18 protein-coding genes, 1 tRNA gene and 2 pseudogenes are annotated in these 26,844 nt (G+C 51.4%); 15 read left to right on the top strand and 6 right to left on the bottom strand.

The window, feature by feature from the left end; translation table 11 throughout:
• The first annotated feature begins 240 nt into the window (after positions 1-240).
• The 5 genes and pseudogenes from mepS to yejF all read left to right on the top strand — a co-directional run bounded on the left by mepS (position 241) and on the right by yejF (position 6,605).
• Positions 241-828, top strand: coding sequence for a bifunctional murein DD-endopeptidase/murein LD-carboxypeptidase (gene mepS / locus DQM29_RS06385; RefSeq protein WP_111739914.1), 588 nt, complete (start codon positions 241-243; stop codon positions 826-828).
• A 300-nt stretch (positions 829-1,128) separates the two neighbouring features.
• On the top strand, positions 1,129-2,892 hold the full coding sequence (locus DQM29_RS06380) for an extracellular solute-binding protein (RefSeq protein ID WP_170126572.1): 1,764 nt from the start codon (positions 1,129-1,131) through the stop codon (positions 2,890-2,892).
• Between the two features lie 9 nt (positions 2,893-2,901).
• Positions 2,902-3,993 carry a microcin C ABC transporter permease YejB gene (locus DQM29_RS06375; RefSeq protein ID WP_111739912.1) on the top strand — a complete coding sequence of 364 codons (1,092 nt, stop codon included), beginning with the start codon at positions 2,902-2,904 and terminating at the stop codon, positions 3,991-3,993.
• Positions 3,990-5,014 (top strand): annotated as a pseudogene (locus tag DQM29_RS06370) (ABC transporter permease). The gene DQM29_RS06375 and the pseudogene DQM29_RS06370 overlap by 4 nt, the downstream one beginning before the upstream one ends.
• Positions 5,015-5,018: 4 nt before the next feature.
• Positions 5,019-6,605 (top strand): microcin C ABC transporter ATP-binding protein YejF, encoded by a 1,587-nt coding sequence (yejF, locus tag DQM29_RS06365; protein WP_111742019.1) that lies wholly within the window; start codon positions 5,019-5,021, stop codon positions 6,603-6,605.
• Positions 6,606-6,731: 126 nt separating this feature from the next.
• On the opposite strand, the gene DQM29_RS06360 is transcribed toward yejF, so the two are convergent.
• Both DQM29_RS06360 and rsuA read right to left on the bottom strand, forming a co-directional pair.
• A complete protein-coding gene (locus tag DQM29_RS06360) occupies positions 6,732-7,079 on the bottom strand; it encodes a YejG family protein (protein WP_232054870.1) in 348 nt (115 codons plus the stop codon).
• 391 nt (positions 7,080-7,470) lie between these two features.
• Positions 7,471-8,181: a 16S rRNA pseudouridine(516) synthase RsuA gene (gene rsuA / locus DQM29_RS06355; protein ID WP_111739910.1), complete on the bottom strand. Its 711-nt coding sequence runs from the start codon at positions 8,179-8,181 to the stop codon at positions 7,471-7,473.
• 129 nt (positions 8,182-8,310) lie between these two features.
• Here rsuA and DQM29_RS06350 point away from each other — a divergent pair, with 129 nt between their 5' ends.
• The 3 genes from DQM29_RS06350 (at position 8,311) to rplY (ending at position 10,722) form a co-directional block, all read left to right on the top strand.
• A complete protein-coding gene (locus tag DQM29_RS06350) occupies positions 8,311-8,556 on the top strand; it encodes a YecH family metal-binding protein (protein WP_111739909.1) in 246 nt (81 codons plus the stop codon).
• The gene (gene radD / locus DQM29_RS06345) at positions 8,556-10,316 is read left to right on the top strand and encodes a DNA repair helicase RadD (protein ID WP_111739908.1); all 1,761 of its coding nucleotides are present in this window, start codon (positions 8,556-8,558) and stop codon (positions 10,314-10,316) included. Before DQM29_RS06350 ends, radD begins: the two co-directional genes overlap by 1 nt.
• 121 nt (positions 10,317-10,437) lie before the next feature.
• The gene (gene rplY, locus DQM29_RS06340; protein WP_111739907.1) at positions 10,438-10,722 is read left to right on the top strand and encodes a 50S ribosomal protein L25; all 285 of its coding nucleotides are present in this window, start codon (positions 10,438-10,440) and stop codon (positions 10,720-10,722) included.
• A gap of 98 nt (positions 10,723-10,820) precedes the next feature.
• Here rplY and yejK read toward each other — a convergent pair whose 3' ends face one another.
• Positions 10,821-11,831: a nucleoid-associated protein YejK gene (yejK, locus tag DQM29_RS06335; RefSeq protein WP_111739906.1), complete on the bottom strand. Its 1,011-nt coding sequence runs from the start codon at positions 11,829-11,831 to the stop codon at positions 10,821-10,823.
• Positions 11,832-12,164: 333 nt separating this feature from the next.
• Here yejK and DQM29_RS06330 point away from each other — a divergent pair, with 333 nt between their 5' ends.
• The 4 genes from DQM29_RS06330 (at position 12,165) to DQM29_RS06315 (ending at position 18,078) form a co-directional block, all read left to right on the top strand.
• Positions 12,165-12,392 carry a YejL family protein gene (locus tag DQM29_RS06330; RefSeq protein ID WP_111739905.1) on the top strand — a complete coding sequence of 76 codons (228 nt, stop codon included), beginning with the start codon at positions 12,165-12,167 and terminating at the stop codon, positions 12,390-12,392.
• 168 nt (positions 12,393-12,560) lie between these two features.
• Positions 12,561-14,336 carry an LPS biosynthesis-modulating metalloenzyme YejM gene (gene yejM / locus DQM29_RS06325; RefSeq protein ID WP_111739904.1) on the top strand — a complete coding sequence of 592 codons (1,776 nt, stop codon included), beginning with the start codon at positions 12,561-12,563 and terminating at the stop codon, positions 14,334-14,336.
• Positions 14,337-14,561: 225 nt separating this feature from the next.
• Positions 14,562-14,638, top strand: a tRNA-Pro gene (locus DQM29_RS06320).
• Between the two features lie 614 nt (positions 14,639-15,252).
• A complete protein-coding gene (locus DQM29_RS06315) occupies positions 15,253-18,078 on the top strand; it encodes an autotransporter outer membrane beta-barrel domain-containing protein (protein ID WP_241966739.1) in 2,826 nt (941 codons plus the stop codon).
• Positions 18,079-18,140: 62 nt separating this feature from the next.
• On the opposite strand, the pseudogene DQM29_RS06310 reads toward DQM29_RS06315, so the two are convergent.
• Positions 18,141-19,243, bottom strand: a pseudogene (locus DQM29_RS06310) (cobalamin-independent methionine synthase II family protein).
• Positions 19,244-19,452: 209 nt separating this feature from the next.
• On the bottom strand, positions 19,453-19,866 hold the full coding sequence (locus DQM29_RS06305; protein WP_111739902.1) for a hypothetical protein: 414 nt from the start codon (positions 19,864-19,866) through the stop codon (positions 19,453-19,455).
• A gap of 265 nt (positions 19,867-20,131) precedes the next feature.
• Between DQM29_RS06305 and DQM29_RS06300 the strand changes: the two genes are divergently transcribed.
• Positions 20,132-20,374, top strand: a complete 243-nt coding sequence (locus DQM29_RS06300; RefSeq protein WP_111739901.1) for a DinI-like family protein — start codon at positions 20,132-20,134, stop codon at positions 20,372-20,374.
• A 78-nt stretch (positions 20,375-20,452) separates the two neighbouring features.
• On the opposite strand, the gene gyrA is transcribed toward DQM29_RS06300, so the two are convergent.
• Positions 20,453-23,170 carry a DNA topoisomerase (ATP-hydrolyzing) subunit A gene (gene gyrA, locus DQM29_RS06295; RefSeq protein ID WP_111739900.1) on the bottom strand — a complete coding sequence of 906 codons (2,718 nt, stop codon included), beginning with the start codon at positions 23,168-23,170 and terminating at the stop codon, positions 20,453-20,455.
• Between the two features lie 249 nt (positions 23,171-23,419).
• Here gyrA and ubiG point away from each other — a divergent pair, with 249 nt between their 5' ends.
• Both ubiG and nrdA read left to right on the top strand, forming a co-directional pair.
• Positions 23,420-24,130 carry a bifunctional 2-polyprenyl-6-hydroxyphenol methylase/3-demethylubiquinol 3-O-methyltransferase UbiG gene (gene ubiG / locus DQM29_RS06290; protein WP_111739899.1) on the top strand — a complete coding sequence of 237 codons (711 nt, stop codon included), beginning with the start codon at positions 23,420-23,422 and terminating at the stop codon, positions 24,128-24,130.
• Between the two features lie 344 nt (positions 24,131-24,474).
• A complete protein-coding gene (gene nrdA, locus DQM29_RS06285) occupies positions 24,475-26,763 on the top strand; it encodes a class 1a ribonucleoside-diphosphate reductase subunit alpha (RefSeq protein ID WP_111739898.1) in 2,289 nt (762 codons plus the stop codon).
• Positions 26,764-26,844 lie beyond the last annotated feature (81 nt).

Below are 26,844 nucleotides of genomic sequence, written 5' to 3'. Positions count from 1 at the left end.
ACAAAAAAGTTTCCGGCGTGACAGTTTCAAGGGAGAAAGCGCTCGCAATCAAAGCGTGGATCAAGTAGTCTCTGTTCGTTTGTGCGCACTATTGTGGATAACGGCAGGTTTTTGGGGAACATTTTTACCCCGCTCAGGCTGCCGAGCCCATCAACTGTTATCAAGCTCAGATAACGGGGCTGCGGACTCTGATTTTTATAGCGACTGCGTCGCTAAGGACTCTACGGGAACTTCATTAACATGGTCAAATCTCAACCAATTCTGAGATACGTTCTACGATTCGCGCCGGCCGTGGCCGCAGTCGTAATGCTATCAGGCTGCGGCACCCTCTCCTCAACGGCAGAGGCGGCAAACGCGAGAAGTTCTCACACTTCCGCTCACAGTTCAGATGAAAAGCAGGGACTGGCGTTTCAATCTACTCAGGATGAATTCGAATCCATGGTTAAGAATGTCGACATCAAGTCGCGCATTCTCAATCAATACGCGGGCTGGAAAGGTGTCCGCTACCGCATGGGCGGCGCGACCAAAAAAGGCGTTGACTGCTCAGGCTTCGTTCAAATCACGTTTCGCGAGCAGTTTGGGCTAACGCTCCCTCGCTCTACGTCAATGCAGCAAGGCATTGGCAAGCCAATTCAGCGCGCTAAGCTGCGCCCAGGCGATTTGGTTTTGTTCCGCGCAGGCTCTACCGGCCGTCATGTCGGCATCTACATTGGTAACGACAACTTTGTCCACGCGTCAACCAGTAACGGCGTCATGATTTCCAGCATGAATGAAAAATACTGGAATAACCGTTACCATCAGGCGCGTCGCGTTTTAACTAAAGGTTAATCTCCGACTTTAAAACCCGCTTTTACCCACGCTCATTGGGTAAAAGCGCTGTTTTTGTTGCCTTTAGTATCACTCCCACACCAAAATTCTCTATAATCTCATTCCGTATACCTTAAGCCTTGTGCGGTATACTGAAAGGAACTTCATCCAGTCATAGCGGTCTGTACAGGGAAACGCAACAGAAGTGAGCAAGAAGGCGATATGAATACACTACGGTCAACGCGCTATCCCATTAACGTCGGCACGCTTTCTTTTTCATTATCAATCGTTTCCCTATTAGCAGGATTGCTGATTTCATCGATGGCCTCTGCTGCCACTATTGTAGAAAGCGACAGGCTCTCGCTGCTGGGCGAACCTAAATACGCCAGCGGATTTACTCACTTCGACTACGTTAATCCTGATGCGCCAAAGGGCGGTCAGCTGACACTTCCAGCGGTTGGTACCTATGATAATTTCAATACCTACGCCTCTCGAGGCAATCCTCCTGCCGGAACCGACCGCCTGACCGACACGCTGTTTGCCTCTTCTGAGGATGAAACAAGCAGTCTGTACCCTCTTATTGGATCTTCCGTTCGCTATCCTGACGACTACACGTGGATGGAAATCAACATTAATCCGAAAGCCCGCTTTCAGGATGGTACCCCCATTACGGCAGAAGACGTCGCCTACACCTTTGAAAAATTTATGACCGAAGGCGTGCCCCAGTTCCGGACGATTTACAAAGGCATCAAGATTAAAGCGGTTTCACCGCAGGTGGTGCGCATTGAACTTCCGGCTCCTGATAAATCTCAGCTGATTTCTCTGGTCGGTGGATTGCCCATTTTCCCTAAAAGCTTCTGGCAAAACCACAGCCTAAGCGACCCACTCAACGCGCCGCCGCCGGGCAGCGGGCCCTACCGCATCAGCAGCTACAAGCTTGGGCAGTATCTTGTTTATCAGCGTCAGGAGAACTACTGGGCCGCTGACTTACCGGTTAACCGGGGTCGCTATAACTTCGATATCATTCGCTACGACTACTATCTCGACGATAAAGTCTCTCTAGAAGCCTTTAAAGCAGGCGCTTATGACCTACGTGTGGAAAACTCGCCAAAAAGCTGGGCTACTCAATATCAAGGGAAATTCTTCGATAAGGGCTACATCGTCAAACAAACATGGGAAAACCAGAGTGCACAGAGCGCCCGCTGGCTGGCGTTTAACATTCAGCGCCCGCTATTCTCCGATCCCAAAGTGCGCGAAGCCATAACGCTGGCGTATGACTTTCCGTGGATGAACAGAGCCCTGTTTTACGGCGCCTATCGGCAGCCCAATAGCTTTTTTCAAAATACCGTCTACGCCGCTAGCGGGCTTCCCGATAGTGACGAGCTGGCCTGGCTCACGCCGCTAAAGGGCAAGATACCGGATGAGGTCTTCACTCAGGCCTACCAGCCGCCCACCAGCGACAGTAGCGGCTACAATCGCCAAAACCTGTTGAAGGCAACGGAGCTGCTCAAAGAGGCTGGTTGGGAAGTGAAAAACGGCGCGCTGGTCAACGTCAAAACCGGTCAGCCTTTTACCTTCGAGCTTTTGCTGCTCAGCGGCAGTGATAGTCTGTACGTTTTGCCCTTCCAGCACTCCCTAAGCAGGCTTGGTATCAGAATGAACGTACGTTCTGTAGACAGCTCTCAGTTTGTCAATCGACTACGCAGTCGAGACTTCGACATGATCCCTCGCCTGTATCCGGCGATGGACTACCCGTCAAACAGCCTTCTGATCTACTGGAACTCTGAATACATTAAGTCAACCTATAACACTCCAGGCCTAAGCGATCCTGCCGTTGACAGCCTGACGAAAGAAATCGCCAACCACCAGGGGCAAGAAAAGCCACTGCTTTCGTTAGGCAAAGCGCTGGATCGCGTGCTGACCTCACACCGGTTGATGATCCCCATGTGGTACAGCAATCAGGACCGGTTTGCCTACTGGAACAAAATATCCATGCCGACCGTGCGGCCGAAAAGCTCCCTTGGCCTTGATACCTGGTGGTATGACGCCAACAAGGCGTCAACCCTGCCTGAACAGCGGCGCTAAGGACATTCCGTGACAACATACTTACTTCGCAGACTGCTGCTGTTGATACCCACCCTGTGGGCGATCATTACGCTAAACTTCTTTATTGTGCAGATTGCTCCCGGCGGCCCGGTTGAGCAGGCTATTGCTACTATTGAACTGGGCCAGCAAAGTGGATTTGGTGCCGGTGGGCCAAACGTCGCCAGTCTGGACAAAGGCTCCGCTGTGCCCGCAGCAGACAGGCAGTATCAGGGCGGGCGCGGGCTTGATCCGGAAGTGATTGAAGAGATTAAGAAGCGCTTCGGCTTCGATAAACCGATGCATGAGCGCTACTTGGACATGCTTTGGAACTATGCTCGTTTTGACTTCGGTGACAGCCTGTTTCGCGGCGCCTCGGTAGTGGAGTTAATTAAGCAGTCGATGCCTGTTTCCATCACGTTGGGCCTGTGGAGCATGCTGCTTATCTACTTAATCTCTATTCCTTTGGGGATTAAGAAAGCCGTCAAAAACGGTACACCGTTCGACATCTGGACCAGCAGCCTGATTATCGTCGGCTACGCAATCCCCTCTTTTCTGTTCGCCATCCTGCTGATTATTCTGTTTGCCGGAGGCGGCTATCTGGACTGGTTCCCCATGCGCGGGCTGGTATCCAACAACTTTGACAGTCTAAGCGTTTCCGGCAAGGTGCTCGACTATCTCTGGCACATCGTTTTACCCGTCTGCGCGACGGTCATCGGCGGCTTTGCTACCTTAACGATGCTGACCAAAAATTCGTTTTTAGATGAAATCCACAAACAGTACGTCATAACCGCCAGAGCCAAGGGGCTTGAGGAAAAGCGCATTCTGTACGGCCACGTCTTTCGCAACGCCATGCTGCTGGTTATCGCCGGATTTCCCTCTGCGTTTGTCACTATGTTCTTTACCAGCTCGCTGCTGATTGAGGTTATCTTCTCTCTCAACGGGCTGGGGCTGCTGGGCTATGACGCTACCATTCAACGCGACTACCCCGTCATGTTCGGCACGCTCTATATTTTCACACTGATTGGCCTGGTACTGAATATCCTCAGCGATGTGACCTACACCCTGGTCGATCCAAGAATTGACTTCGAGGCCCGCCGATGATCGCACTCAGTCCTCTTAATCAGCGACGCTGGCAAAAATTCAAACACAATCGCCGTGGCTATTATGCCCTGTGGATTTTTGCCGTGCTGTTTATCATCAGCATGGGCGCCGAACTGGTCGCCAACAATCGACCGCTTCTGGTCAGCTACAAAGGCGAATGGTATACCCCCTTTCTGGTGAACTATAGCGAAAAAACCTTCGGCGGTGATTTTCAAACTGAAGCGGACTACAGCGACCCTGCTGTCGCCTCACAGATCGATAAAAACGGCTGGGCAATATGGGCACCGATCCGCTTTAGCTATGACACGATAAACTATCAAAGCCCTTCGCCCTTTCCGGCTCCCCCTTCTTCAGCCAATCTGCTGGGAACGGACGACCGCGGACTGGACGTATTGGCCAACCTGATTTACGGCTTTCGCATTTCGATTCTTTTCGGTCTGTCTTTAACGCTAGTTTCTAGCGTTATCGGCATTGCTGTCGGTGCGACTCAAGGCTACTACGGCGGCAAAACCGATCTGCTCGGTCAGCGTTTTATTGAAATCTGGTCCGGCATGCCGACGCTATTTCTGATCGTGCTGCTTTCCAGCGTGATTCAACCCAACTTTTGGTGGCTACTGGGCATTACCGTGATGTTCGGCTGGATGGGACTTGTCGGCGTTGTGCGCGCTGAATTCTTGCGCACAAGAAACTTTGACTACGTCAGAGCCGCTAAAGCCATGGGCGTTAGAGACAGCAAAATCATGTTCCGGCATATCCTGCCTAACGCAATGGTTGCAACCCTGACCTATCTGCCGTTTACCCTGTGCGGATCGATCACCATGCTGACGTCGCTGGATTTTCTTGGCTTCGGCTGCCGATAGGCTCCCCTTCTCTCGGTAATCTGCTGCTTCAGGGAAAAAACAACCTGCAGGCTCCTTGGCTTGGCATCAGCGGTTTTGTGGTTTTATCCCTGCTGTTGACGCTGCTGATTTTCATCGGTGAAGCCGTGCGCGACGCCTTCGATCCGTCAAAGGCCCATTAATATGATGACAACAACGCCGCTGCTGGACATTCAAAACCTGAGCATTGCCTTTCGGCAGGGCAATCAGGAAAAACGCATTGTTGACGACCTTTCTTTAACGATTGATGAGGGAGAAACGCTGGCACTGGTGGGTGAGTCCGGTTCGGGAAAAAGCGTCACGGCGCTGTCTATACTCCGCCTTCTGCCCGCTCCTCCGGTGGTTTATCCCAGCGGCGATATTTTATTTAACGGCGTTTCGCTACTAAAAGCCGATGAACAAACGCTGCGTCGATACCGCGGTAACGATATTTCGATGATCTTTCAGGAGCCGATGGTCTCTCTCAACCCCTTGCATCAGATAGACAAACAGCTATCAGAAGTGCTACTGGTCCATCGGGGAATGACTAAACAGGCAGCTCGCGATGAAATCCTTGAAGTTCTACAGCGCGTGGGGATCAGAGAGGCAAAAAACCGACTGAATGCCTATCCTCATCAGCTTTCCGGCGGCGAACGCCAGAGAGTAATGATCGCCATGGCGATACTGACCCGGCCAAAGCTGCTTATCGCTGATGAGCCAACAACCGCTCTCGACGTATCAGTTCAAGCGCAGATCCTTCGTCTGCTGGCTGAACTGCGACAAGAGCTCAATATGAGCATGCTGTTTATTACTCACGATCTCAACATTGTGCGTAAGCTAGCGGACAGAGTCGCGGTGATGAATCAAGGCAAGTGCGTTGAACAAAACGGCTGCCAGGCGCTGTTTAATCATCCACAGCATCCCTATACACAGAAACTCCTCGACTCAGAGCCTAAAGGCCATCCTCGCCCTCTGGCATCTGACGATGTGCTGCTCGAAATTAAAGATCTGACGATCGGTTTTCCCCACTCTAGCGGCCTGTTTCAGCGCAAAATCAGTCACGACGTGGTAAAAAGCATCAGTTTCTCCCTCCGCAAAGGGGAAAGCCTAGGGCTGGTGGGCGAATCCGGCTCGGGCAAAAGTACCACTGGCTTAGCCCTACTTCGCCTGTTGGCATCTCGCGGTGAAATCTGGTTTGACGGGCAGCCGCTGCACGGCCTTTCATTCAAGCAAATGCTGCCTTACCGCAGCCGAATGCAAATCGTATTTCAAGATCCTTTCTCCGCCCTGAACCCGCGCTTCACCGTCGCCCAGATCGTTGAAGAGGGGCTGGAAGTGCACCACTCCCTGACGCCGCAAGAGCGGGAAGCGCGAGTTATCAGCACGATGCAGGAAGTCGGATTGGATCCGGAAAGCCGCCACCGCTATCCGACTGAATTTTCTGGTGGGCAGCGCCAACGTATCGCCATCGCTCGCGCGCTGATACTCGAGCCGGAAATGCTGATCCTCGATGAGCCGACGTCTTCACTGGATCGCACTGTACAGGCACAAATCTTACAGCTGCTAAAAGGTCTACAGCAGGAGCGAGGGCTGACCTATCTGTTCATTAGCCACGACCTTCAGGTTATTCGCTCGCTGTGCCATCGCATCATTGTTATGCGAAACGGTGAAATCGTTGAACACGGCGACTGCGAGCAGGTTTTTCAGTCGCCCCAGCACGCCTATACAAAAAGCCTATTGGAAGACGCGCAGTAGCAAAAGCGTATAGCGCGTTATTCAATAGACGCTCAGTGACCGCTCGATGAGCATAGGCTATGAGCATAGAAACGACGTAATTATCTCAAAGTGATTCGTTCAGGGAAAAGAGCCGCGCTGAACGCGCTAGCAGAAAGGCTGGTGGGGAATAAAATCGGCAATGGCAATGCCCATGTCTTTTAAACGACCGAGCGCCAGCGCCTCATCCTGAGAGCGGATAAACAGACAGGGTTCACCGTCAACGTCGATAACGCTGTTTTCGACATCAATACCCTTAAGGTACAGGCTGATTTTAGACATAACGTCCCAGTCTCTGCCGTTAGCATAGCTAAGCAGCTTGAGGCCGATCAGATTGTCCTTATTCTGCTCTGCGCCAAAGTGAGAGGGTAGCAGGGAAGCCTCGACGCGACTACCCTCCTCCCCACCGTACCAGTGATAAAACTGGGGCAAACGCTGAAGAACAGATAGCTTCATAGTATTCACTTAAAATTTCCCGCTACAATAAAACAATTTTTTCACAAATAAGTCACATCGTAAAGGACATTGCGCACTATTCTGTTAATATTTCGTTTATTTTGCACAAAACGTTAAGGCGAGAAACACAAATCAACGCTGTCTCAGAAGAGTAGAAGGCACATTTTTCCCGTGATTGAAGGAAGAATAAGAAATCGATTCAGCAACAAACGTTGCCTTTTGGTCTGTTAATGAGAGCTACACAATGATACTCAAGTTATGTAACTTCATTAGCATTAGGAATGCTGCAGAAAACACGGATGACTTGACGTCATCCTGCAAATAGTAAAATCAGTATATTACTGAAAAAATTTAAATTTAAGTTAATGAAATGTACTCAAAGACAAGCTGATTAATCCATTCCGCTACCGTAAATGGAACCCACTTCTTGTTCGGTCAGCGCACGGTACTCTCCCGGCTCTAGCGTCGGATCCAGAGCAATTTCACCAATCCGCTCACGGTGTAGCGCCACCACGTGATTCCCTACAGCGGCAAACATCCGTTTGACCTGATGGTAACGCCCCTCTGAAATCGTTAGTCGAACCTGATGCTCATCAATAACCTCCAACGCAGCAGGCTTGGTCAAGTGTTTCTCGCCGTGAAGCTGTACACCAGCAGTAAACTGCTCTGCAGTGTCCGCCGCCAGAGGATGCGCCAGCGTCACTAAATAGGCTTTCTCACAGTGGTGCTTTGGTGAGGTTACGCGGTGAGACCACTGCCCGTCATCGGTCAGCAATACTAATCCTGTGGTGTCCATATCCAACCGCCCCGCTGCATGAAGCTTTTCCGCCACGGGTTCATCGATAAAATAGAGTATCGTCGGATTAATCGGGTCGTCCGTTGAACACACGTATCCTTCTGGCTTGTTCAGCATAAAGTAGCGTGGCCCGTTCAACTGCTGTAGCACGTTTCCGTCATAGGCCACCTCGTCATCCGGCTGAATTTTTTCGGAGCCGCTTTTCACGATGTCACCGTTAACGGTCACCCTGCCTGCCCGCAGTTCACGACCAACCAGATTACGGCTAATGCCCAGTTGCTGTGATAAAAACTTGTCCAAACGCATCTTGCTTTCCAAGAGAGAAAAAATGATGGCACAGTATATCCTCGCCGCGCCTTTAAGCCCACAGGGACTCGCGCTGAATCACGCATAAAGGCATAATAGCAGCGTGGTTCCACTTAAAGAGATCTTCTTATGTCTACGTCTTCTATTCACGGTCATCAGGTTTTGGAAATGATGCTGGCGTCATCCGAAGCCTATTCAACAGAAAGCCTGATTGCCGCTGTTCATGCCCGCTTTGGGCTGGACGCTCGCTTTCATACCTGCTCAAAGCAAAACCTTACCGCCGCGGAGCTGGTGGACTTTCTGGCCAGTAAAGGAAAGTTTGTGCCCACTGAGGCGGGATTTACCACACAGGCCAGTAAAATCTGTAGTCACTAATGGCGTTTACGCTTCGTCCCTATCAGCAGGAGGCCGTTGAGGCCACGCTGCGCTATTTTCGTCAGCGTCAGGATGCGGCGCTTATTGTGCTGCCCACGGGCGCGGGGAAAAGTCTGGTCATTGCAGAGCTGGCTCGGCTGGCTCGCGGCAAAGTGCTGGTGCTCGCCCACGTTAAAGAGCTAGTGGCGCAAAACCACGCCAAGTATCGAGCCTACGGCCTTGAGGCGGACATTTTCTCTGCTGGATTGAATCAAAAGCAGAGCTCAGCCAACGTCGTTTTTGGCAGCGTTCAGTCTGTAGCCCGTAGCCTTGAGGCCTTTAGCGACAGCTTTTCTCTATTGATTGTCGACGAGTGTCACCGCATCAGTGACGATGAAGACAGTCAGTATCAGCAGATCGTCTCTCACTTGCGCAGTAAAAATCCCAAACTGTGCCTGCTCGGATTAACGGCGACGCCCTATCGTCTGGGGAAAGGATGGATTTACCAGTATCACTATCACGGTATGGTTCGCGGTGATGAAAACAGCCTGTTTCGCGACTGTATTTATGAGCTGCCGCTGCGTTACATGATCAAGCATCACTTTCTGGTTGAACCCAACCGGCTGGACATGCCTGTCGTACAGTATGACTTCAGTCGGCTTGAAGCCAGCAGCAGCGGCCTGTTTCGTGAAGTTGACCTTAACCGTGAAATCAAGCGTCAGCGGCGTATTACTCCCCATATTGTCAGCCAGATAGAAGAGTACGCAGAGAGCCGCAAAGGCGTCATGATTTTCTGCGCCACGGTAGAGCACGCCAAAGAGGTTTTCGGGCTGCTTCCTACGGGCAGTGCCGCGCTTATCAGCGCCAATACGCCCCCTGCTGAGCGCGATCGGCTGATTGACGAATTTAAGCACCAGCATTTGCGGTATATGGTTAACGTCGCAGTGCTGACTACCGGGTTTGACGCTCCCCACGTCGATTTAATTGCTATTTTACGCCCTACTGAATCGGTAAGCCTTTATCAGCAGATTGTCGGTCGCGGTCTGCGGCTGTTTCCGGGTAAAACAGACTGTCTGATTCTTGACTATGCAGGCAACCCCTACGATCTCTATACGCCAGAAGTCGGCGGAGCCAAGCCCAAAGGAGACAGCCAGCCGGTGCAGGTTTTCTGCCCTGCCTGTGGGTTTGCCAACACTTTTTGGGGCAAATGCGGCCCCAGCGGCGAAGTCATAGAACACTACGGCAGGCGCTGTCAGGGCATTCTGGAAGATGACGAAGGCCATCGTGAACAGTGCGACTACCGCTTTCGCTTCAAGAGCTGCCCCCACTGTGGTGCAGAAAACGACATTGCCGCACGGCGGTGCCACCAGTGCCATGAAGTGCTGGTCGATCCTGACGATATGCTAAAAGACGCCCTAAACCTAAAAAACGCCAAAGTATTACGCTGTTCGGGTATGACTCTTAAGCGCGGGCAGGATGACAAAGGCGAATGGCTCAGCGTGACTTACTATGATGAAGACGGTGCAGACGTCAGCGAACGGTTTCGGCTCAAAACCCCGGCACAGCGCACGGTATTTACGCAGAAATTCCTTCTGCCGCACCACAAGGCACCGGGAGTTCCCTTTATCTGGAACGACGCGGCAGACATTATTTCCCAGCAGCAAAAGCTTCGCCATCCCGACTTCGTGGTGGCCTATCTACAGGGTGAGTTTTGGCGCGTGCGGGAAAAAATGTTCGACTATCAGGGGCGCTATCGCCGAGCCAATGAGCTGCGGGGATAGCGGTTTTATTTGCCGTGCGGTTAAAATTTCGCTAGAATCCACCGGCTTTTAAAGCACAAGACACTAAAACCCGCTGCTGGGTCGCCTGTAGCGGGTATCATTTTTTTAAAGAGAAAACATCATGTTTACACTGAATGCTGAAGTACGTACCGAGCAGGGAAAGAGTGCGAGCCGCCGCCTGCGTCATGCTAACAAGTTTCCAGCCATCGTTTACGGCGGCACCGAGAAGCCTGTTGCTATCCAACTGGATCACGACCTCGTTATGAACATGCAGGCCAAGCCTGGCTTCTACGAAGACGGTCTGACTCTGGTTATCGATGGTAAGTCTGTTAAAGTCAAAGTACAGGCTGTACAGCGCCATCCGTTCAAGCCAAAGCTAGCTCACATCGACTTCGTTCGCGCTTAATTGCCACACCGAAGCCGATGACTGGTTCGCCAGTTATCAATAAAAACGCCGCGTATTATACGCGGCGTTTTTATTTGGCTGATATCCAACTCAGCTAGCTAGTTATCGCCACCGCTCATGCGGCGCTGCAGCTGGTCTCTCAGATTTGGCGGTAGCCCCTTCAGGGTCAGCGTATCTGTCGCCGGATCCCAGAAAACCCGCTCGCCAAGCAGCAGTGCATCAAAGCTTATCGTTACGCCGCCACCGCTGCCGTTAAACTTGGTCAGCTGCTTTAGCGTCCCGCGATCTGCAGGAAAGTGATCCTCCAGCTGATAGCCGTTATCCTGCGTAAACTGGCGGAAGTCTTTTTCTCCCACTGGCGGTAGCTCTTTTGCCAGCGCGTCGATTTCAATCTCTTCTCCCGCCTGAAGCTGCCCGTTGCAGTAAGTATAAACCTGCTGACGGTAGGATTGACGTTCACCCTTATCCAGTTGCCCTTCAGCGCAGTAGTCGTCCACTGCCTGAAGCAGGCCGCGGTTTTGCGCTTTGGTGTCCAGCCCTTCGGCGGCAGAAAGAAAGTCCATGAAGAAGTCAGACACTTTTCTGCCTACCCTTCCCCGTAAAAACGTCAGATAACGCACTGACTCAGGATTAGTTTCCCACTCAGTCAAATCAACTCTGGCGACAATATCAGCCCGATCCAAATCAAGATAGTTAGTGGTAGTAATATCCAACTGCTCATTCACCAGCATGCTGCTACAGCTGCTGAGCACCGCCACCAGCAGGTACTCAACGGCCAGAAAGCGGTACTGACAAAAGACAACGATGCCGCCTTCAGCAAACGGATATTTGGCCAGCTCATCGCGCAGCCTTTGAGTGCTATCGCGGGTAAAGTCTAAAAAGGTCTGCTCACCGCGACGGTTGTTTTTCAACGCTTCCGCAAAAGCGCTTTCCTGATTAAATAGCCCAAACGCTTTGCTTTTACCGGTATAAATACGGTGAAGCTCTTCGACCATGGCTTCCGTTGCCGCGTTAGCTTCAAGGGGTGAGTCCCTTAAAACCATTTCCAGCGTTTGCTCATCGCGTTTAATGAGCTGGTGTAAAATAATATGGTCAATATTCAGGCTCATGGGGATTCCTCTGCGCACGTTTCTCTGCACGTTTCGTGTACGGTAGTCATGCGATATTCAGTCATTCGGTCGTAATGGCCGAGAATGATAGTACGGGTTGCCGTTGGTATCTATTAAAATGTGTCGTTCCGACAGACGCTTCGCACTGCGGTAATTAATGAACTATACCTTTTTTAGCACACTGTCGCAGGCCGAAGAAATGTAAACGCCTTCTCAAGCGTCGCACAATAAGATAAGAGCGGAATATTTTCTGCATAAACTACAGAAAATACTCGGGCAATACGGTAGTATAAGCAGCCTTAATGCATTAAATAAGTAGATAAGCGCAAATCTATGCCACAATCGTCCCGTTATAGCGATGAGCACGTAGAAAAACTGCTGGCCGAGCTGGTTCAGGTTCTTGAAAACAGAAAGACACCTACCGACCTGTCACTCATGGTGTTAGGCAATATGGTGACTAACCTGATTAATACCAGCATTGCTCCCGCCGTTCGTCCGGCGATCGTTCGCTCTTTTGTTGAAGCCCTTCAGGCTTCGATTAAAGAAGATAAAGCCCACTAAGAACCTATCTCAGTAGGCGTACATGGCGCAGTCAGTTTGAGCGCTGCGAGTAAACCGACGCGTACAAGCAGTACGTGAAGATGCTGAGCACTGCCCAGATTCAAACTGGCAAGTAATAGCCTGATGAGACAGCCTTTAAGGCGTTTACAGAACGAAAATAGCGTAAACATGGTGATAACCCGTCAGCCCTATAAAGAGAAAGTCTCCCAGATGATAAGCTGGGGGCACTGGTTTGCTCTCTTTAACATCATACTCAGCCTAGTTCTGAGCAGCCGCTATCTGTTCGTCACAGACTGGCCCTCAACACTGTTTGGCCGAATCTACGCTCTAGTAAGCTGGCTGGGGCACTTTAGCTTTCTGGCGTTTGCCGTTTATTTGCTGATCCTGTTTCCCCTGACGTTTGTCGTGATGTCTCAACGGCTGATGCGGGTGCTGTCTGCGGTGTTGGCGACCGCAGGGCTAACGCTGCTAATCATCGATACTGAAGTCTTTTTTCGCTTCCGACTGCACCTCAACCCAACAGTCTGGAGCCTGCTGATTAACCCGGAAGAAAGTGAACTGGCTCGAGACTGGCAGCTTCTGTTTATCAGCATTCCCGTTATCTTTCTGGTTGAGATGCTGTTTGGCACATGGAGCTGGCAGAAGCTCCGCAGCCTGAACCGGCAACGGTTTGGTCGCCCTCTGGCAGGGGTTTTCATTATGGCCTTTATGTTTACCCATTTGGCCTACATATGGGCCGACGCTAACTTCTATCGCCCTATTACCATGCAGCGCTCTAACCTGCCGCTGTCCTATCCTATGACCGCCAGACGATTTCTTGAAAAGCACGGTCTTCTGGACGCACAGGCCTATCAGGACAAGCTGGCAACGCAGGGCAACCCTGAAGCGGTTGAAGTGGAATATCCCCTTGCCAAACTCAGCTATCTGGATGAAACACCTCGCTATAATCTGCTGATGATTGTCGCTGACGGCATTCGTAACCAGAGCCTACCGCAGGACATGCCAAAGCTCTCTGCACTTGCCGATGAAAATATCCAGTTTACCCAGCACTACAGCAGTGGAAATCGACAGGATACCGGCCTGTTTGGCCTATTCTACGGCATTTCACCGACCTATATTGACGGTGTTTTAGCAGGAAGAAAACCATCAGCGCTGATCTCATCGCTGACGTATCGAAACTACCAGTTTGGCCTATTTTCATCATCAGCCTTTAACGCACCGCTGTACCGTCAGGCCCTGCTGGCGGACTTCTCTCTGCCTCAGCCTATTGGTCAAAGCAACAAAGCCACAACGGCTCAATGGCAGGAATGGTTAGAAAAACGCACTGAAGGCGACGCCTGGTTCTCCTATATTCAATATAACAACGGCGATCTTGCCGCTGCGACAAACGGCGATCTGAACGCCTTTATTCAGCGTTACCAAAGCTCTGCAACCGATATTGATGCGCAAATCGAAGCCGTAATGAATACCCTTTCCCAGCGCGGCCTCCTAGAGAACACCATTGTCGTCATTACCGCGGCTCACGGCGTTGAGTTTAACGAAACCGGCAAGCACTCAGTAGGATTTGGTCAAAACTACAGCCGCTACCAGCTACAGGTTCCTCTCATTGTTCACTGGCCAAACACGCCTGCGCAAAAGATTGCCAAGCTAACAGGGCATGAGGACGTTATGGCAACGCTGATGCAGCGTCTGATGTACGTCAGAAACGCCGCCAGCACCTACACGCAAGGTGAAGACCTGTTCACCCCTCAGCGCCGCCAGCCTTGGGTAACCGCGGGAGATAACAAGCAGCTGGCAGTGATCACGCCGGAACAGACGACGATAATCAGCGACAGCGGACGCTACCGCACCTACGACGCTGACTACCAGCGCCAGGAGCAAAAGCCTAGCCTGACATTGCTGTTACAGGTTTTAACCGAAGTCAGACGATTTATGGCCAACTAGCTCCGCCGAATCCCGCTGTAAAGTAGCACACAGCACCGGTACCATAAGGCGTCGGTGCTGTAAAAAAATCCCCGAAAGTCCTCACGACTGGAAATGCCCTAAAAGCAAACCTGATTAGCCAATCGTAAAAAGCGCTAAAATGGATAATAACTGATTAAAACAAAAGCAAACGAGCCGCTATGCTCTTGCATTCATACAAATAAGCTGTAGTATTAGCCACCTGTTCGGCACGTAGCGCAGCCTGGTAGCGCACCGTCATGGGGTGTCGGGGGTCGGAGGTTCAAATCCTCTCGTGCCGACCAAATTACCCTAGAAAATCAGCCTTTCACGGCTGATTTTTTTCGCTCTAAATTCAGAATAGCCGAGCTATTTTTCTCTTCTTTTCCTTCTCCCTCTTACCTTCAAAGCGTTTGTCATCGATTAACCTATTCTTAGCTTTTATGGGCTAAAAATAGCTAAAAACAATCTCAAAAAATAAAGACAAAAGAAACAATATCAACTTAAACACATTTAAAAAATAAAGAAATAAATGAATTAATAACAGAATGCAACTCTTTAATAATCAGGAAACATAAGAACAAACAAAACTATTTCATGCGTTATTTTATTGAGGGTAGAAATGCGCATAAAACACACCAAGAATAATCAATTGATATTAATGAAATTTTAAAAACCCCATTATCATAAAATTAATTTAAACGATCGATAAAAGACTATAAATAGCTTTTATCTATTGATTGATCAACTATCGATCTGTGAAAACGATTTCAGTAAAAAAAATAAAACAACTAATATAGAATAGAAAGAAAATCAAAAAACACTCTTTTAAAAAAACAAAATACAACTATGCCTTGGAGAACAGGCAAGCTCCATCATGCATTTTTACCCCTCATGCCAAGGAGATAATGGATTAACCATGAGAAATAAACACGCTATAAATACAGGGTCACTGCGGCGTAGCCTTTTATCGATGAGCATTTTGGCTGGCTGCCTAGGCGTTGCTTCTCCCCTTCTCGCTGCCCCAGTCACTGCGCCTCAAACAATTACCGCCAGCGACCCAGAAACCGTATGGAACTCTGATAGCCCTATCACTATCAGCAACAATAACGGCATTCTGGTGGACGGCGGAAAGCTAACGCTTAACAACGTTGCCGTCGATATTAACGGTACTCGAAATGCAGGCTATGGATTGGCTGCATCAAACAGCGGTGAAATGCATATCAACGGCGGTACCTTTGAGCATGTTAACGCGTCAAGCGTCTCTCCTGCTCTGCGAGTGACTACCGGTGGGAAAATGTATGTTGACGGCCTCACGCTAAATTCATCATCAAGATATGGCACTGAAATCACGTTTCTTGCTGAATTAGGTAAAGTGGGTCAAACACCCGGTGGGTATCTGAATGTCAAAAATTCTGAGTTTACAACCAAATCGGGATACATGCTCAACGTAACCTACGGTAGTGAAGCACACTTGGAAGATACCAAGCTTAATGTCTCCTCAGTTGGAAAAACCCAGTTTATTACTTACAGTATTCAGATCTTAGGAACAGGAAATACCTTTACTGGCAATAATCTGGAAATCAAGAGTGATGTGCTAAGCCCGGGAGCAGGATACCTGTTCCTGATTAATGACGGTAACGATTTCCAGCTCACCAACAGTACCGTCACCAGCACTAAGGGACAGGTCCTGTTCAGCGCTAGCGGGGCTCCTGTTCTAGACAATGTTGAACTAAACTACACCAGCAATGCCGCAGATCAGTCCGAAGGTCTGTACGCTATTTGGGCGAGCGGTAATGGCACAGCCTTTAACCTCAAAAACTCGACGCTAAACGTTTACGGTGATAAAACCATCGTTGGCGCACTAGTTAACGGTAATGGCACCTTTATCGCTGATAATTCAGTATTGAATATTAAAGACAACGCCCAAGCGATTCAGCTTAATAACGGCTTTGCAGAACTGAACAACAGCCAAGTCTTTGTTGAAAGAGCTGCCGTCGCCGCAGTTAGAGGTGTCAATGACACCAAACTAACGATGACTAACAGCCAGATCGAAGCCGAAGGCTGGGCAGTCGACATGACTCAGGGCAACATGATCGTTGACGCCTCAGGCTCCTCCACACTGCTTCACGGTAAAGTAGGCGCCATTTTGGCCTCGGCTCGCACTGGCGATTCAACGATGACAGTCAACCTTCTCGATGGCGCAGCCGTAGAGGGTGACGTATTAACTCGCCAAACAGGCAGCTTTGTTTCTACATTACAGATGAACCTGACTAACGGCGCCAACTGGACCGGTAACGGCCTTAATGTGGATGCAGACGGCGCCAGCACTGGTGTAGTTAACGTGTCTGTTGATAATGCATCTTGGTCAATGCCCGGCAGTTCCAATATTGACGCGTTAGTTCTCAACAGTGGTACGGTCTCGCTGTTTAATCCTGCCGTTAGCGCCTTCAGTACCTTCACGCCAAACGTGTTAACCGTCAACGACCTTAGCGGTACAGGTACTTTCGTACTGCGCACTGACATCGTCGGCGACGGCGCAGGCAACAATCAGGGTGACCTGCTGCGCGTGACCGGCACCTCTGCCGGTAGCCACGTTCTGAATGTGCTCAACAACGGCTCTGCGCAAACCAACGGTACCGAGGTGCTGACCGTGGTTGAAACCAGCGACGGCGCTGCTCAGTTTGCCATGGCCAACAAAGTGGAACTCGGCGGCTACCTGTACGATGTGCGCCAGAACGGCAACGACTGGGAGCTGTACGGTGCGCCTAAGCCTGTTACTCCGCCGAATCCGGGCAACCCCGATCCCGGCACGCCTAACCCAGGCCCTGAAATTACCACCACCGCCGACGCGGGCGCCAACTTCCTGAACATTGGTTACCTGATGAACTACGCGGAAAACCAAACCCTGCTTCAGCGCATGGGCGACCTGCGCCAGAACGGCGAGCGTGGTGACATGTGGCTGCGCGGCTTTGCCGGTAAGTTTGACTCCTTCTCCAGCGGCAAGCTCAGCAGCTTTGACATGAGCTACAGCGGTATGCAAATCGGTGCCGACAAGCGCGTTTCTGCGGATATGCCGCTGTTTATCGGTGCTTTCCTGGGTCAAACCCACGCGAGCCCGGACTACCGCTCTGGCGACGGTACGGCGAAGTCCAGCAATGCCGGTATCTACGGTACCTATATGGCTGACAGCGGCTTCTATCTGGATGCGGTGGCCAAGTACTCCCGCGTGAAGAACAGCTTTAACGTCAAGGACAGCCAGAACGCCACCGTCGACGGCAGCGGCAGCTCTAGCGGCCTGAGCTTCTCGCTGGAATCCGGTCAGAAGTTCTCTTTCGGCACCGCCGGTCAGGGATTCTATCTTGAACCACAGGCGCAGTTTACCTATGGTCATCAGGATTCGACTTCCCTCACCGCGTCTAACGGTCTGAAAGTTGACCTAGACAGCTACCGCTCCATGACCGGCCGCGCCTCTGCGCTGTTCGGCTACGAGATGTCCGCTGGTGACAATAAGGTCAATGTTTACCTGAAAACCGGCATGGTTCGAGAGTTTGACGGCGACGTCGACTATCGCCTGAACGGCTCGAAGGAAAAGCACACCTTCAAGGGCAACTGGTGGAACAACGGCGTTGGCGTCAGCGCTCAGTTGAGCAAGCAGCACGTGCTGTACCTCGATCTGGACAGCTCAACCGGCAGCAAGTTTGACCAGCGTCAGGTGAACGGCGGCTACCGCTTCTCGTTCTAATAAAACGCTAAAAAGCCCGCCGCCGCTTCCTCGGCGACGGGCTTTTTTTATGGTGCAGTTAATTACCAGATCTCAGCAGCAATGCCCGTAACCAGCTTCACCTTGTCCCACTGCTGTTGTTCAGTAATAGCATTCCCTCTTCCGTTGAGGCAAAGCCGCACTGCGGGCTTAAACACACCTGATTAAGATCCACAAATTCAGAGGCTTCTTTCAGGCGCGCTTTAATCAGTTCAGGATTTTCCAACTCGCCATTCTTTGTGGTAATCAAACCCAGCACTACACGCTGTTTCCCCGGGCGAATAAAGCGCAGCGGTGAGAAGTCACCGGAACGGTCGTTATCGTACTCAAGGAAAAAGGCATCCACGTTAACGGTGCCAAACAGCACTTCTGCTACAGGCTCATAGCCGCCTTCAGAAATCCATCGAGAACGAAAGTTGCCGCGGCACACGTGTAGCCCTACAGTAAGATCTTCTGGCTTCCCTTCCAGCGCCTTATTCAACACTCGGGCGTAAATTCTGGTCAATTCATCAGGGTCTTCCCCTCTGGCACGAACCTCAGCGCGCTGTTCGTCAGAACACAGGTAGGCCCACACCGTGTCATCCAGCTGCAAGTAGCGACATCCCGCGTCATAAAACGCACGGATCGCATCACGCCACGTGGTTGCCAAATCGTCAAAGTAGTCGTTCAGGTCAGGATAAACCGTCCGGTCTATAGCCGCCGCTCCGCCGCGAAAGTGCAAAACGCTGGGACTGGGAATAGTCATTTTAGGCTGAGCGCTGCCGCTGATACTCTTTAAAAAGCGAAAATCTTCCAGCATAGGGTGGTTGCCGAAGGCCACTTTTCCCGTTATCCGTACGCTTTGCGCCTTCGTTTGGATACCTTTAAACTGAATACCCTGCTCTGCGCTATAGAGTTCTACCCCCTCCAGTTCAGCAAAAAAGTCGAGATGCCACCACGCTCGACGAAATTCACCGTCGGTTACAACGTGTAGCCCACAGGCGCACTGCTGTGCTACTGAGGCTCGGATCGCGTCGTTTTCTACCTGACGCAGCGCCGCGGCGTCTATCACACCGCTGGCAAAACGCTCGCGAGCAGATTTGATAGCATCGGGTCTCAGAAAACTACCGACAATATCGGCGCGAAAGGGGGCTTGCTGTGGCTGCATGGGGTATCTCCTCGGTAGTGCGAATACAGTGCATTTATAATTAGACGTCTAAACATCTGAACGTCTAATTATTGGCACACCGTCAGCCTTCTGGCAAATGAGGAAATTTCACGGAACATGAAAAAAATTCATGATGCCGAATACTGGCATAAATTAGAGACAAAAAAACGGCGGAATTAAGCCGCCGCTTCAAATCTCTACTAATCATCTTAGTCCGGCTTTTTATCACCTTCATCGCGGTGCTGCTCTGAAGCTGCTCCATCAGTAGGCTTCCTGTTATTCCCATTTTTGCGCTTTTCTGATCTCTTTCCGTCAGTACGCTTCTTGCCTTCTCCAGCCTTGCGCTTCTCTGATTTCTTACCGTCAGTGCGCTTCTTATTCTCCCCGTCCTTGCGCTTTTCAGATTGTTTATCGCTATTTGACTTATTGCCATCCTTACGCTGATGATTGCCCTGCTTACCTTCTGGGCGCTTCTTGCCATTTTTATCATCGCGATCTGCAGACTGCTCTGAATGGGCAGGCGTCGATGAATGTTCTTCTCCATCCTGAGCGGCAAATGCACTCATGCTTCCTGCAAGTAACGCAACGCTGAATAGCCCAACAATAGTAGACTTTAACTTCATGATATTCCCTTTCATTTAATGGAGTTGTTTCTTACCCGCTAAAATAGAACAAATCCCTGATATGACAATGAGATTTATACAATCCTGACGTGATTTTCTTTTTTGTGCTGTTTAGAGATCTCACCACATTTACTGGCTTATTCTCACTGGTATTTATCATCGCCGCATCACCTTCTTCTTCCACCCCGTCTTTTGCCCATTGCCATCTTTTTCATCTCAATATACTATATATATATACAGTATTTTTTATCCATCGAGGTCAATCATGCAGGTTGAAATCTCCATACGTAAAGAAGACGTGCTTCCTAACGGAGCCGAGGCGGCGTTAAAAGAAGAATTGGAAAAGCGCCTGTTTTGTCACTTTGCGGACGTCCGCGTCAGAGTTAGGCGCGGCAGCGCTAACGACATCACCGTGCTGGGCGGCATGAAGTCCGATAAGGAGCTGGTCAGCGAGATCCTTCAGCAAACCTGGGAAAGTGCTGACGACTGGTTTGAAGCCTATCAGTAATATATTTCTATAAGCTATATAAATAGAAAAGCCGACGCTCAACGCGTCGGCTTTTTAGCAAGAAAGAACTAAAGCAGCTTATTCTTCGTCAGAAGACTCTACCGCATCAGAACCTTCAATCAGCGCTTCATCGCAGGCGCTTTCATCATCTTCTTCAACATCAGCAACCCGCTGTAGGCCAACAACCCGCTCGTCTTCAGCCGTACGGATAATCGTCACGCCCTGGGCATTACGGCCCACAACGCTGACTTCCGCTACGCGAGTACGAACCAGTGTGCCAGCGTCAGTGATAAGCATGATTTGATCACAGGCGTCTACCTGCACTGCGCCAACGACCTTGCCGTTACGCTCACTCACCTTGATGGAGATAACCCCCTTGGTGCCGCGAGACTTCGCCGGGTAGCTGTCCAGGCTAGTGCGCTTGCCGAAGCCGTTTTCTGTTACCGTCAGAATATCGCCGATACCGTTGGACGTTGCTTCTTCTGCACCCTCATCGTCGTCCTCTTCCGGCAGGTCGTCATTAAGCAGCGCGTCGTCTTCCAACGCCTCATCGCCATGAACCTGCGGCTTGTCGACGCCGTAAGGGACGATAAGAGAAACCACTTTATCGCCTTCAGCCAGACGAATACCGCGCACGCCGGCTGCGGTACGGCCCATTGAGCGAACCGCCGCCTCGGAGAAGCGAACCACTTTACCCATGGCAGAGAACAGCATCACTTCGTTAGCACCGCCGGTTACGTCAACGCCGATCAGCTCGTCACCGTCGTTCAGAGTGATTGCGATGATACCCGCACTGCGCGGACGGCTGAACTCAGTTAACTGAGTTTTCTTCACAGTACCATTAGCGGTTGCCATAAAGACATTGCGCCCCTCTTCATATTCGCGAACCGGCAGAATGGCGGTAATACGCTCATCCTGTTCCAGCGGCAGAATATTGATGATTGGGCGACCGCGAGCACCGCGGCTGGCTTCCGGCAATTGGTACACTTTCAGCCAGTACAGACGACCCCGGCTAGAGAAGCACAGGATTGTATCGTGGGTATTCGCCACCAGCAGGCGCTCAATAAAGTCTTCTTCTTTAATACGAGCCGCTGATTTACCTTTACCACCGCGACGCTGAGCCTCGTAGTCAGACAGCGGCTGATACTTGACGTAGCCCTGATGGGACAGCGTCACAACCACGTTCTCTTGCTCGATCAGGTCTTCGATATTGATATCAGCGGTATTGGCTGTGATCTCAGTACGACGCGGATCGTTGTACTGATCGCGAATGGCCGTCAGCTCTTCACGGATCACTTCCATCAGGCGCTCTGGGCTTTCTAAGATCAGAATCAGCGCAGCGATCTGCACTAGCAGCTCTTTGTATTCGTCCAGCAGCTTTTCATGCTCAAGGCCGGTCAGGCGGTGCAGGCGTAGCTCAAGGATCGCCTGAGCCTGCTGTTCGGTCAGGTAGTACTTACCGTCACGAATGCCGTACTCTGGCTCCAGCCACTCTGGGCGAGCGGCGTCGTCACCGGCGCGCTCCAGCATTGCCGCCACGTTACCAAGCTCCCAAGGACGAGCCAGCAGGCCAACCTTCGCTTCAGCAGCCGTTGCCGCAGCGCGGATAAGCTCAATGATCGGATCGATGTTGGCCAGCGCAATCGCCAGGCCTTCAAGGATATGCGCACGCTCACGGGCTTTACGCAGTTCAAAGATGGTGCGACGAGTGACAACTTCACGACGGTGACGAACAAACGCCTCCAGCATGTCCTTCAGACCCAGCAGCTTAGGCTGACCGTTGTGCAGCGCCACCATGTTGATGCCAAACGTTACCTGCAGCTGAGTTTGTGAATAAAGGTTATTCAGCACCACTTCAGCGACTGCATCACGCTTGACTTCAATCACGATACGCATACCGTCCTTATCGGACTCGTCGCGCAGCGCACTGATGCCTTCGACCTTCTTGTCTTTCACCAGCTCAGCGATTTTCTCAATCAGGCGAGCTTTGTTCACCTGATAGGGAATTTCATGAACGATGATGGTTTCTTTACTGCCCTTCTCGTCAGTTTCGATCTCGGCGCGGGCGCGAAGATAGATTTTGCCGCGGCCGGTGCGATAGGCTTCTTCAATGCCGCGACGGCCGTTAATGATCGCCGCTGTCGGGAAGTCCGGCCCCGGGATGTGTTCCATCAGCCCCTCAAGGGTGATGTGCTCATCATCGATATAGGCCAGGCAGCCGTTAATCACTTCAACCAGGTTGTGAGGCGGAATGTTGGTCGCCATGCCCACGGCGATACCGGAAGAACCGTTTACCAGCAGGTTGGGAACACGAGTCGGCAGCACGGTAGGGATCTGCTCGGTGCCGTCATAGTTCGGCCCGAAGTCTACGGTTTCTTTATCCAGATCCGCCAGCAGGTCGTGCGCCATCTTCGACATGCGGATTTCGGTATAACGCATCGCCGCCGCGGAGTCGCCGTCGATGGAACCGAAGTTACCCTGACCGTCAACCAGCAAATAGCGCAGAGAAAACGGCTGCGCCATGCGAACAATAGTGTCATAGACGGCACTGTCGCCGTGAGGGTGGTATTTACCGATAACGTCGCCTACAACACGAGCCGACTTCTTATAGGGTTTATTCCAATCGTTGCCGAGTACACTCATCGCATACAGTACGCGACGGTGTACGGGCTTAAGTCCATCTCTAACGTCCGGCAGTGCGCGCCCTACAATTACAGACATCGCATAGTCAAGGTACGAGGTTCTTAGCTCGTCCTCGATATTTACCGGCATTATTTCTCTGGCAAGATCGCTCATGAAGCCGCTATCCCTCAAAATTTATTAGCCTCGAAAAGGTGCAAAATTATATCACATCCCGCCGGGGGTTTCTAATATTCCCCACTTTTCCTCAAGGCTGTATCCCGCCGCTGTCAGTAAACGGCGATAGCCGTCATTTTGATTCAACGCCGCTATCAGAGGCAGTGATACAACACAGCCTAACTCCCTTCCGACGAAAATTGTGGGTATACTGTCGCCCCTACAGTTTTATTTATCAGGTACCCAGCCATGAGCGTGACAGAGAACGTCGATCTTAATGAAATAGCCAAGTTTGAAGCGATGGCTTCACGCTGGTGGGATCTTGACGGTGAATTTAAGCCGCTGCATCAAATCAACCCGCTGCGTCTGGACTATATTCAAAACCGCGCTGACGGCCTGTTCGGCAAACGCGTGCTCGACGTCGGCTGCGGCGGCGGCATTCTCTCTGAAAGCATGGCTAAAGAAGGCGCCAAAGTCACTGGCCTCGACATGGGCACAGAGCCGCTGGCGGTTGCACGACTGCACGCTTTGGAAAGCGGCGTAGAGGTTGAATATATCCAACAAACCGTAGAAAGCCTTGCGCAAGAGCGGCCCGGCCAGTACGATGTTGTCACCTGCATGGAAATGCTGGAGCATGTCCCTGACCCAGCGTCAGTGATAAACGCCTGTGCCGCGCTGGTTAAGCCGGGTGGACAAGTGTTCTTTTCAACCATTAACCGCAACAGCAAAGCCTGGCTGATGCTGGTGGTCGGCGCTGAATACGTGATGCGCATGGTGCCCAAGGGCACACACGACGCCAAAAAGTTTATCAGGCCTTCAGAGCTAATCGACTGGGTGAGCCACACGCCGCTAAGAGAAAAGCACATTATTGGCCTTCACTACAATCCGCTGCGCCAGCGCTTTTGGCTTGGTCCGAACGTTGACGTCAACTATATGCTGCACTGCACGCGGGAAGCATAGCGCTATCGGCCGCCAAAAAATGGCGGCCAACGCATTCACCTACAGAGTGAAATAAGAAATCAATCAATTTTTTTACGAAAATTCAGCATTTATTTATCACTTCTCTCTTAAACTAAGAATTCACAGCGATACGGTGACTTAGCGTATTTATCCCAAAGGTTATCCACAGCTTTTCCCTTTTTTGTTCACTTGCAAAAGATGCATAACACCACTATCTTGTAGCTCATTACCGCACGGCCCCCTATATATTGTGTTTTGTTGCCAGTGATGCAGTTCTCTCGCTGAGCAATAAATAGTGGGTGCTCTGAAGAGCACACTTTTTCACGGAAAGGTAGCATTACGTTATGAATCAAAGCTTATTGGTCACTAAACGAGACGGCAGCAAGGAACGCATTAACCTCGACAAGATCCACCGGGTTTTGGACTGGGCAGCAGAGGGACTGAACAACGTCTCCGTTTCTCAGGTTGAACTGAGATCCCATATTCAGTTCTATGACGGCATCCGCACGTCTGATATCCACGAAACCATCATTCGCGCTGCGGCCGATTTGATCTCTCGAGACACGCCTGACTACCAGTACATGGCCGCCCGCCTGGCAATCTTCCACCTGCGTAAAAAGGCTTACGGCCAGTTTGAGCCGCCGGCACTGTACGACCACGTAAAGAGAATGGTCGACATGGGCAGATACGACGCCCTGCTGCTGGAAGACTACAGCCAAGAAGAGTTCGAACAGATGGGCGAGTTTATTGACCACTGGCGCGACATGAACTTTTCCTACGCGGCGGTTAAGCAGCTAGAAGGCAAATATCTGGTGCAAAACCGCGTGACAGGTGAGGTGTATGAAAGCGCTCAGTTCCTGTACATTCTGGTCGCTGCCTGCCTGTTCTCTCACTATCCGCGTGAGACTCGTCTGAGCTACGTGAAGCGCTTTTACGACGCCATCTCGACCTTTAAGATTTCTCTGCCTACGCCGATTATGTCCGGCGTGCGCACACCAACTCGCCAGTTCAGCTCTTGCGTACTGATCGAGTGCGGTGACAGTCTGGATTCCATTAACGCCACCTCCAGCGCCATCGTCAAGTACGTTTCCCAGCGCGCCGGTATCGGCATTAACGCCGGCCGTATTCGCGCGCTCGGCAGCCCGATCCGTAACGGTGAAGCGTTCCACACTGGCTGTATTCCTTTCTACAAGCATTTCCAGAGCGCGGTGAAGTCCTGCTCTCAGGGCGGCGTTCGCGGCGGTGCAGCGACAGTGTTCTATCCGCTGTGGCACCTTGAAGTAGAAAGCCTGCTGGTGCTGAGAAACAACCGCGGCGTGGAAGAAAACCGCGTGCGCCACATGGACTACGGCGTACAGCTCAACAAGCTGATGTATCAGCGCCTGCTGAAAAACGAAAGCATTACCCTGTTCAGCCCGTCCGACGTGCCGGGGCTGTACGACGCGTTCTTTACCGATCAGGACGAATTCGAACGTCTATACGTGAAATATGAAGCGGACGCGTCAATTCGCCAGCGTCAGATAAAAGCCGTCGAGCTGTTCTCGCTGATGATGCAAGAACGCGCCTCTACTGGCCGTATCTACATTCAGAACGTTGACCACTGCAACACCCACAGTCCGTTTGATCCAACCGTAGCGCCCGTACGCCAGTCTAACCTGTGCCTGGAAATCGCTCTGCCGACCAAGCCAATGGAAGACATCAACGACGAAAACGGCGAAATCGCTCTGTGTACCCTCTCCGCCTTTAACCTCGGCGCTATCGACAGCCTGGACGAGTTGGAAGAGCTGGCTACGCTGGCGGTTCGCGCCCTCGATGCCCTACTGGATTACCAGGACTATCCAATTCTGGCCGCTAAGCGCGGTTCCATGGGCCGCCGCACGCTGGGTATTGGTGTCATCAACTACGCCTACTATCTGGCCAAGCACGGTGTCCGCTATTCCGACGGCAGCGCCAACGGTCTGACTCACAGAACCTTTGAAGCTATCCAATACTACCTGCTGAAGGCGTCCAACGCGCTGGCGAAAGAACAGGGAGCCTGTCCGTGGTTTAACGAAACCCGCTATTCGCAGGGCATTCTGCCGATCGACAACTACAAAAAAGATCTGGACACGCTGTGCAACGAGCCGCTGCACTACGACTGGGAAACCCTGCGCCATGAAATTAAAACTCACGGCCTGCGCAACTCAACGCTGTCAGCACTGATGCCGTCAGAGACGTCGTCTCAGATTTCCAACGCCACCAACGGCATTGAGCCACCGCGCGGCTATATCAGCATCAAGGCGTCAAAAGACGGGATCCTTCGTCAGGTTGTTCCGGAATATGAAAAGCTACACAGCAACTATGAGCTGCTGTGGGATATGCCGAACAACGACGGTTATCTGCACTTAGTCGGCCTGATGCAGAAGTTTATCGACCAGTCGATTTCGTCTAACACCAACTACGATCCGACCCGCTTTCCTGGCGGCAAGGTGCCGATGAAGCAGCTGCTGAAAGACCTGCTTACGGCCTATAAGTACGGTGTGAAAACGCTTTACTACCAAAACACCCGTGACGGTGCAGAGGACGCACAGGAAGACCTGATGCCGGCCAAGGCGGAAGACGACGGCTGCGAAAGCGGCGCCTGCAAAATTTAATTACGCTTTTGGGGGGAGCTTTTGCTCCCCCCTATTCCCGTTAAATTTCATCCCTCGCCTACAGCCCTGTTGGCGCGTTGA

Source organism: Leminorella richardii (assembly GCF_900478135.1).
Taxonomy (GTDB): Bacteria; Pseudomonadota; Gammaproteobacteria; order Enterobacterales; family Enterobacteriaceae; genus Leminorella; species Leminorella richardii.
This window is presented reverse-complemented; position numbering and strand designations above follow the sequence as displayed.

Excerpts from the sequence above, each read along its gene's own strand:
- mepS (WP_111739914.1), top strand. The coding sequence starts at position 241 with ATGGTCAAATCTCAACCAATTCTGAGATACGTTCTACGATTCGCGCCG.
- DQM29_RS06380 (WP_170126572.1), top strand. The coding sequence starts at position 1,129 with ATGGCCTCTGCTGCCACTATTGTAGAAAGCGACAGGCTCTCGCTGCTG.
- yejF (WP_111742019.1), top strand. The coding sequence starts at position 5,019 with ATGACAACAACGCCGCTGCTGGACATTCAAAACCTGAGCATTGCCTTT.
- DQM29_RS06360 (WP_232054870.1), bottom strand. The coding sequence starts at position 7,079 with ATGAAGCTATCTGTTCTTCAGCGTTTGCCCCAGTTTTATCACTGGTAC.
- rsuA (WP_111739910.1), bottom strand. The coding sequence starts at position 8,181 with ATGCGTTTGGACAAGTTTTTATCACAGCAACTGGGCATTAGCCGTAAT.
- DQM29_RS06350 (WP_111739909.1), top strand. The coding sequence starts at position 8,311 with ATGTCTACGTCTTCTATTCACGGTCATCAGGTTTTGGAAATGATGCTG.
- radD (WP_111739908.1), top strand. The coding sequence starts at position 8,556 with ATGGCGTTTACGCTTCGTCCCTATCAGCAGGAGGCCGTTGAGGCCACG.
- rplY (WP_111739907.1), top strand. The coding sequence starts at position 10,438 with ATGTTTACACTGAATGCTGAAGTACGTACCGAGCAGGGAAAGAGTGCG.
- yejK (WP_111739906.1), bottom strand. The coding sequence starts at position 11,831 with ATGAGCCTGAATATTGACCATATTATTTTACACCAGCTCATTAAACGC.
- DQM29_RS06330 (WP_111739905.1), top strand. The coding sequence starts at position 12,165 with ATGCCACAATCGTCCCGTTATAGCGATGAGCACGTAGAAAAACTGCTG.
- yejM (WP_111739904.1), top strand. The coding sequence starts at position 12,561 with ATGGTGATAACCCGTCAGCCCTATAAAGAGAAAGTCTCCCAGATGATA.
- DQM29_RS06315 (WP_241966739.1), top strand. The coding sequence starts at position 15,253 with ATGAGAAATAAACACGCTATAAATACAGGGTCACTGCGGCGTAGCCTT.
- DQM29_RS06305 (WP_111739902.1), bottom strand. The coding sequence starts at position 19,866 with ATGAAGTTAAAGTCTACTATTGTTGGGCTATTCAGCGTTGCGTTACTT.
- DQM29_RS06300 (WP_111739901.1), top strand. The coding sequence starts at position 20,132 with ATGCAGGTTGAAATCTCCATACGTAAAGAAGACGTGCTTCCTAACGGA.
- gyrA (WP_111739900.1), bottom strand. The coding sequence starts at position 23,170 with ATGAGCGATCTTGCCAGAGAAATAATGCCGGTAAATATCGAGGACGAG.
- ubiG (WP_111739899.1), top strand. The coding sequence starts at position 23,420 with ATGAGCGTGACAGAGAACGTCGATCTTAATGAAATAGCCAAGTTTGAA.
- nrdA (WP_111739898.1), top strand. The coding sequence starts at position 24,475 with ATGAATCAAAGCTTATTGGTCACTAAACGAGACGGCAGCAAGGAACGC.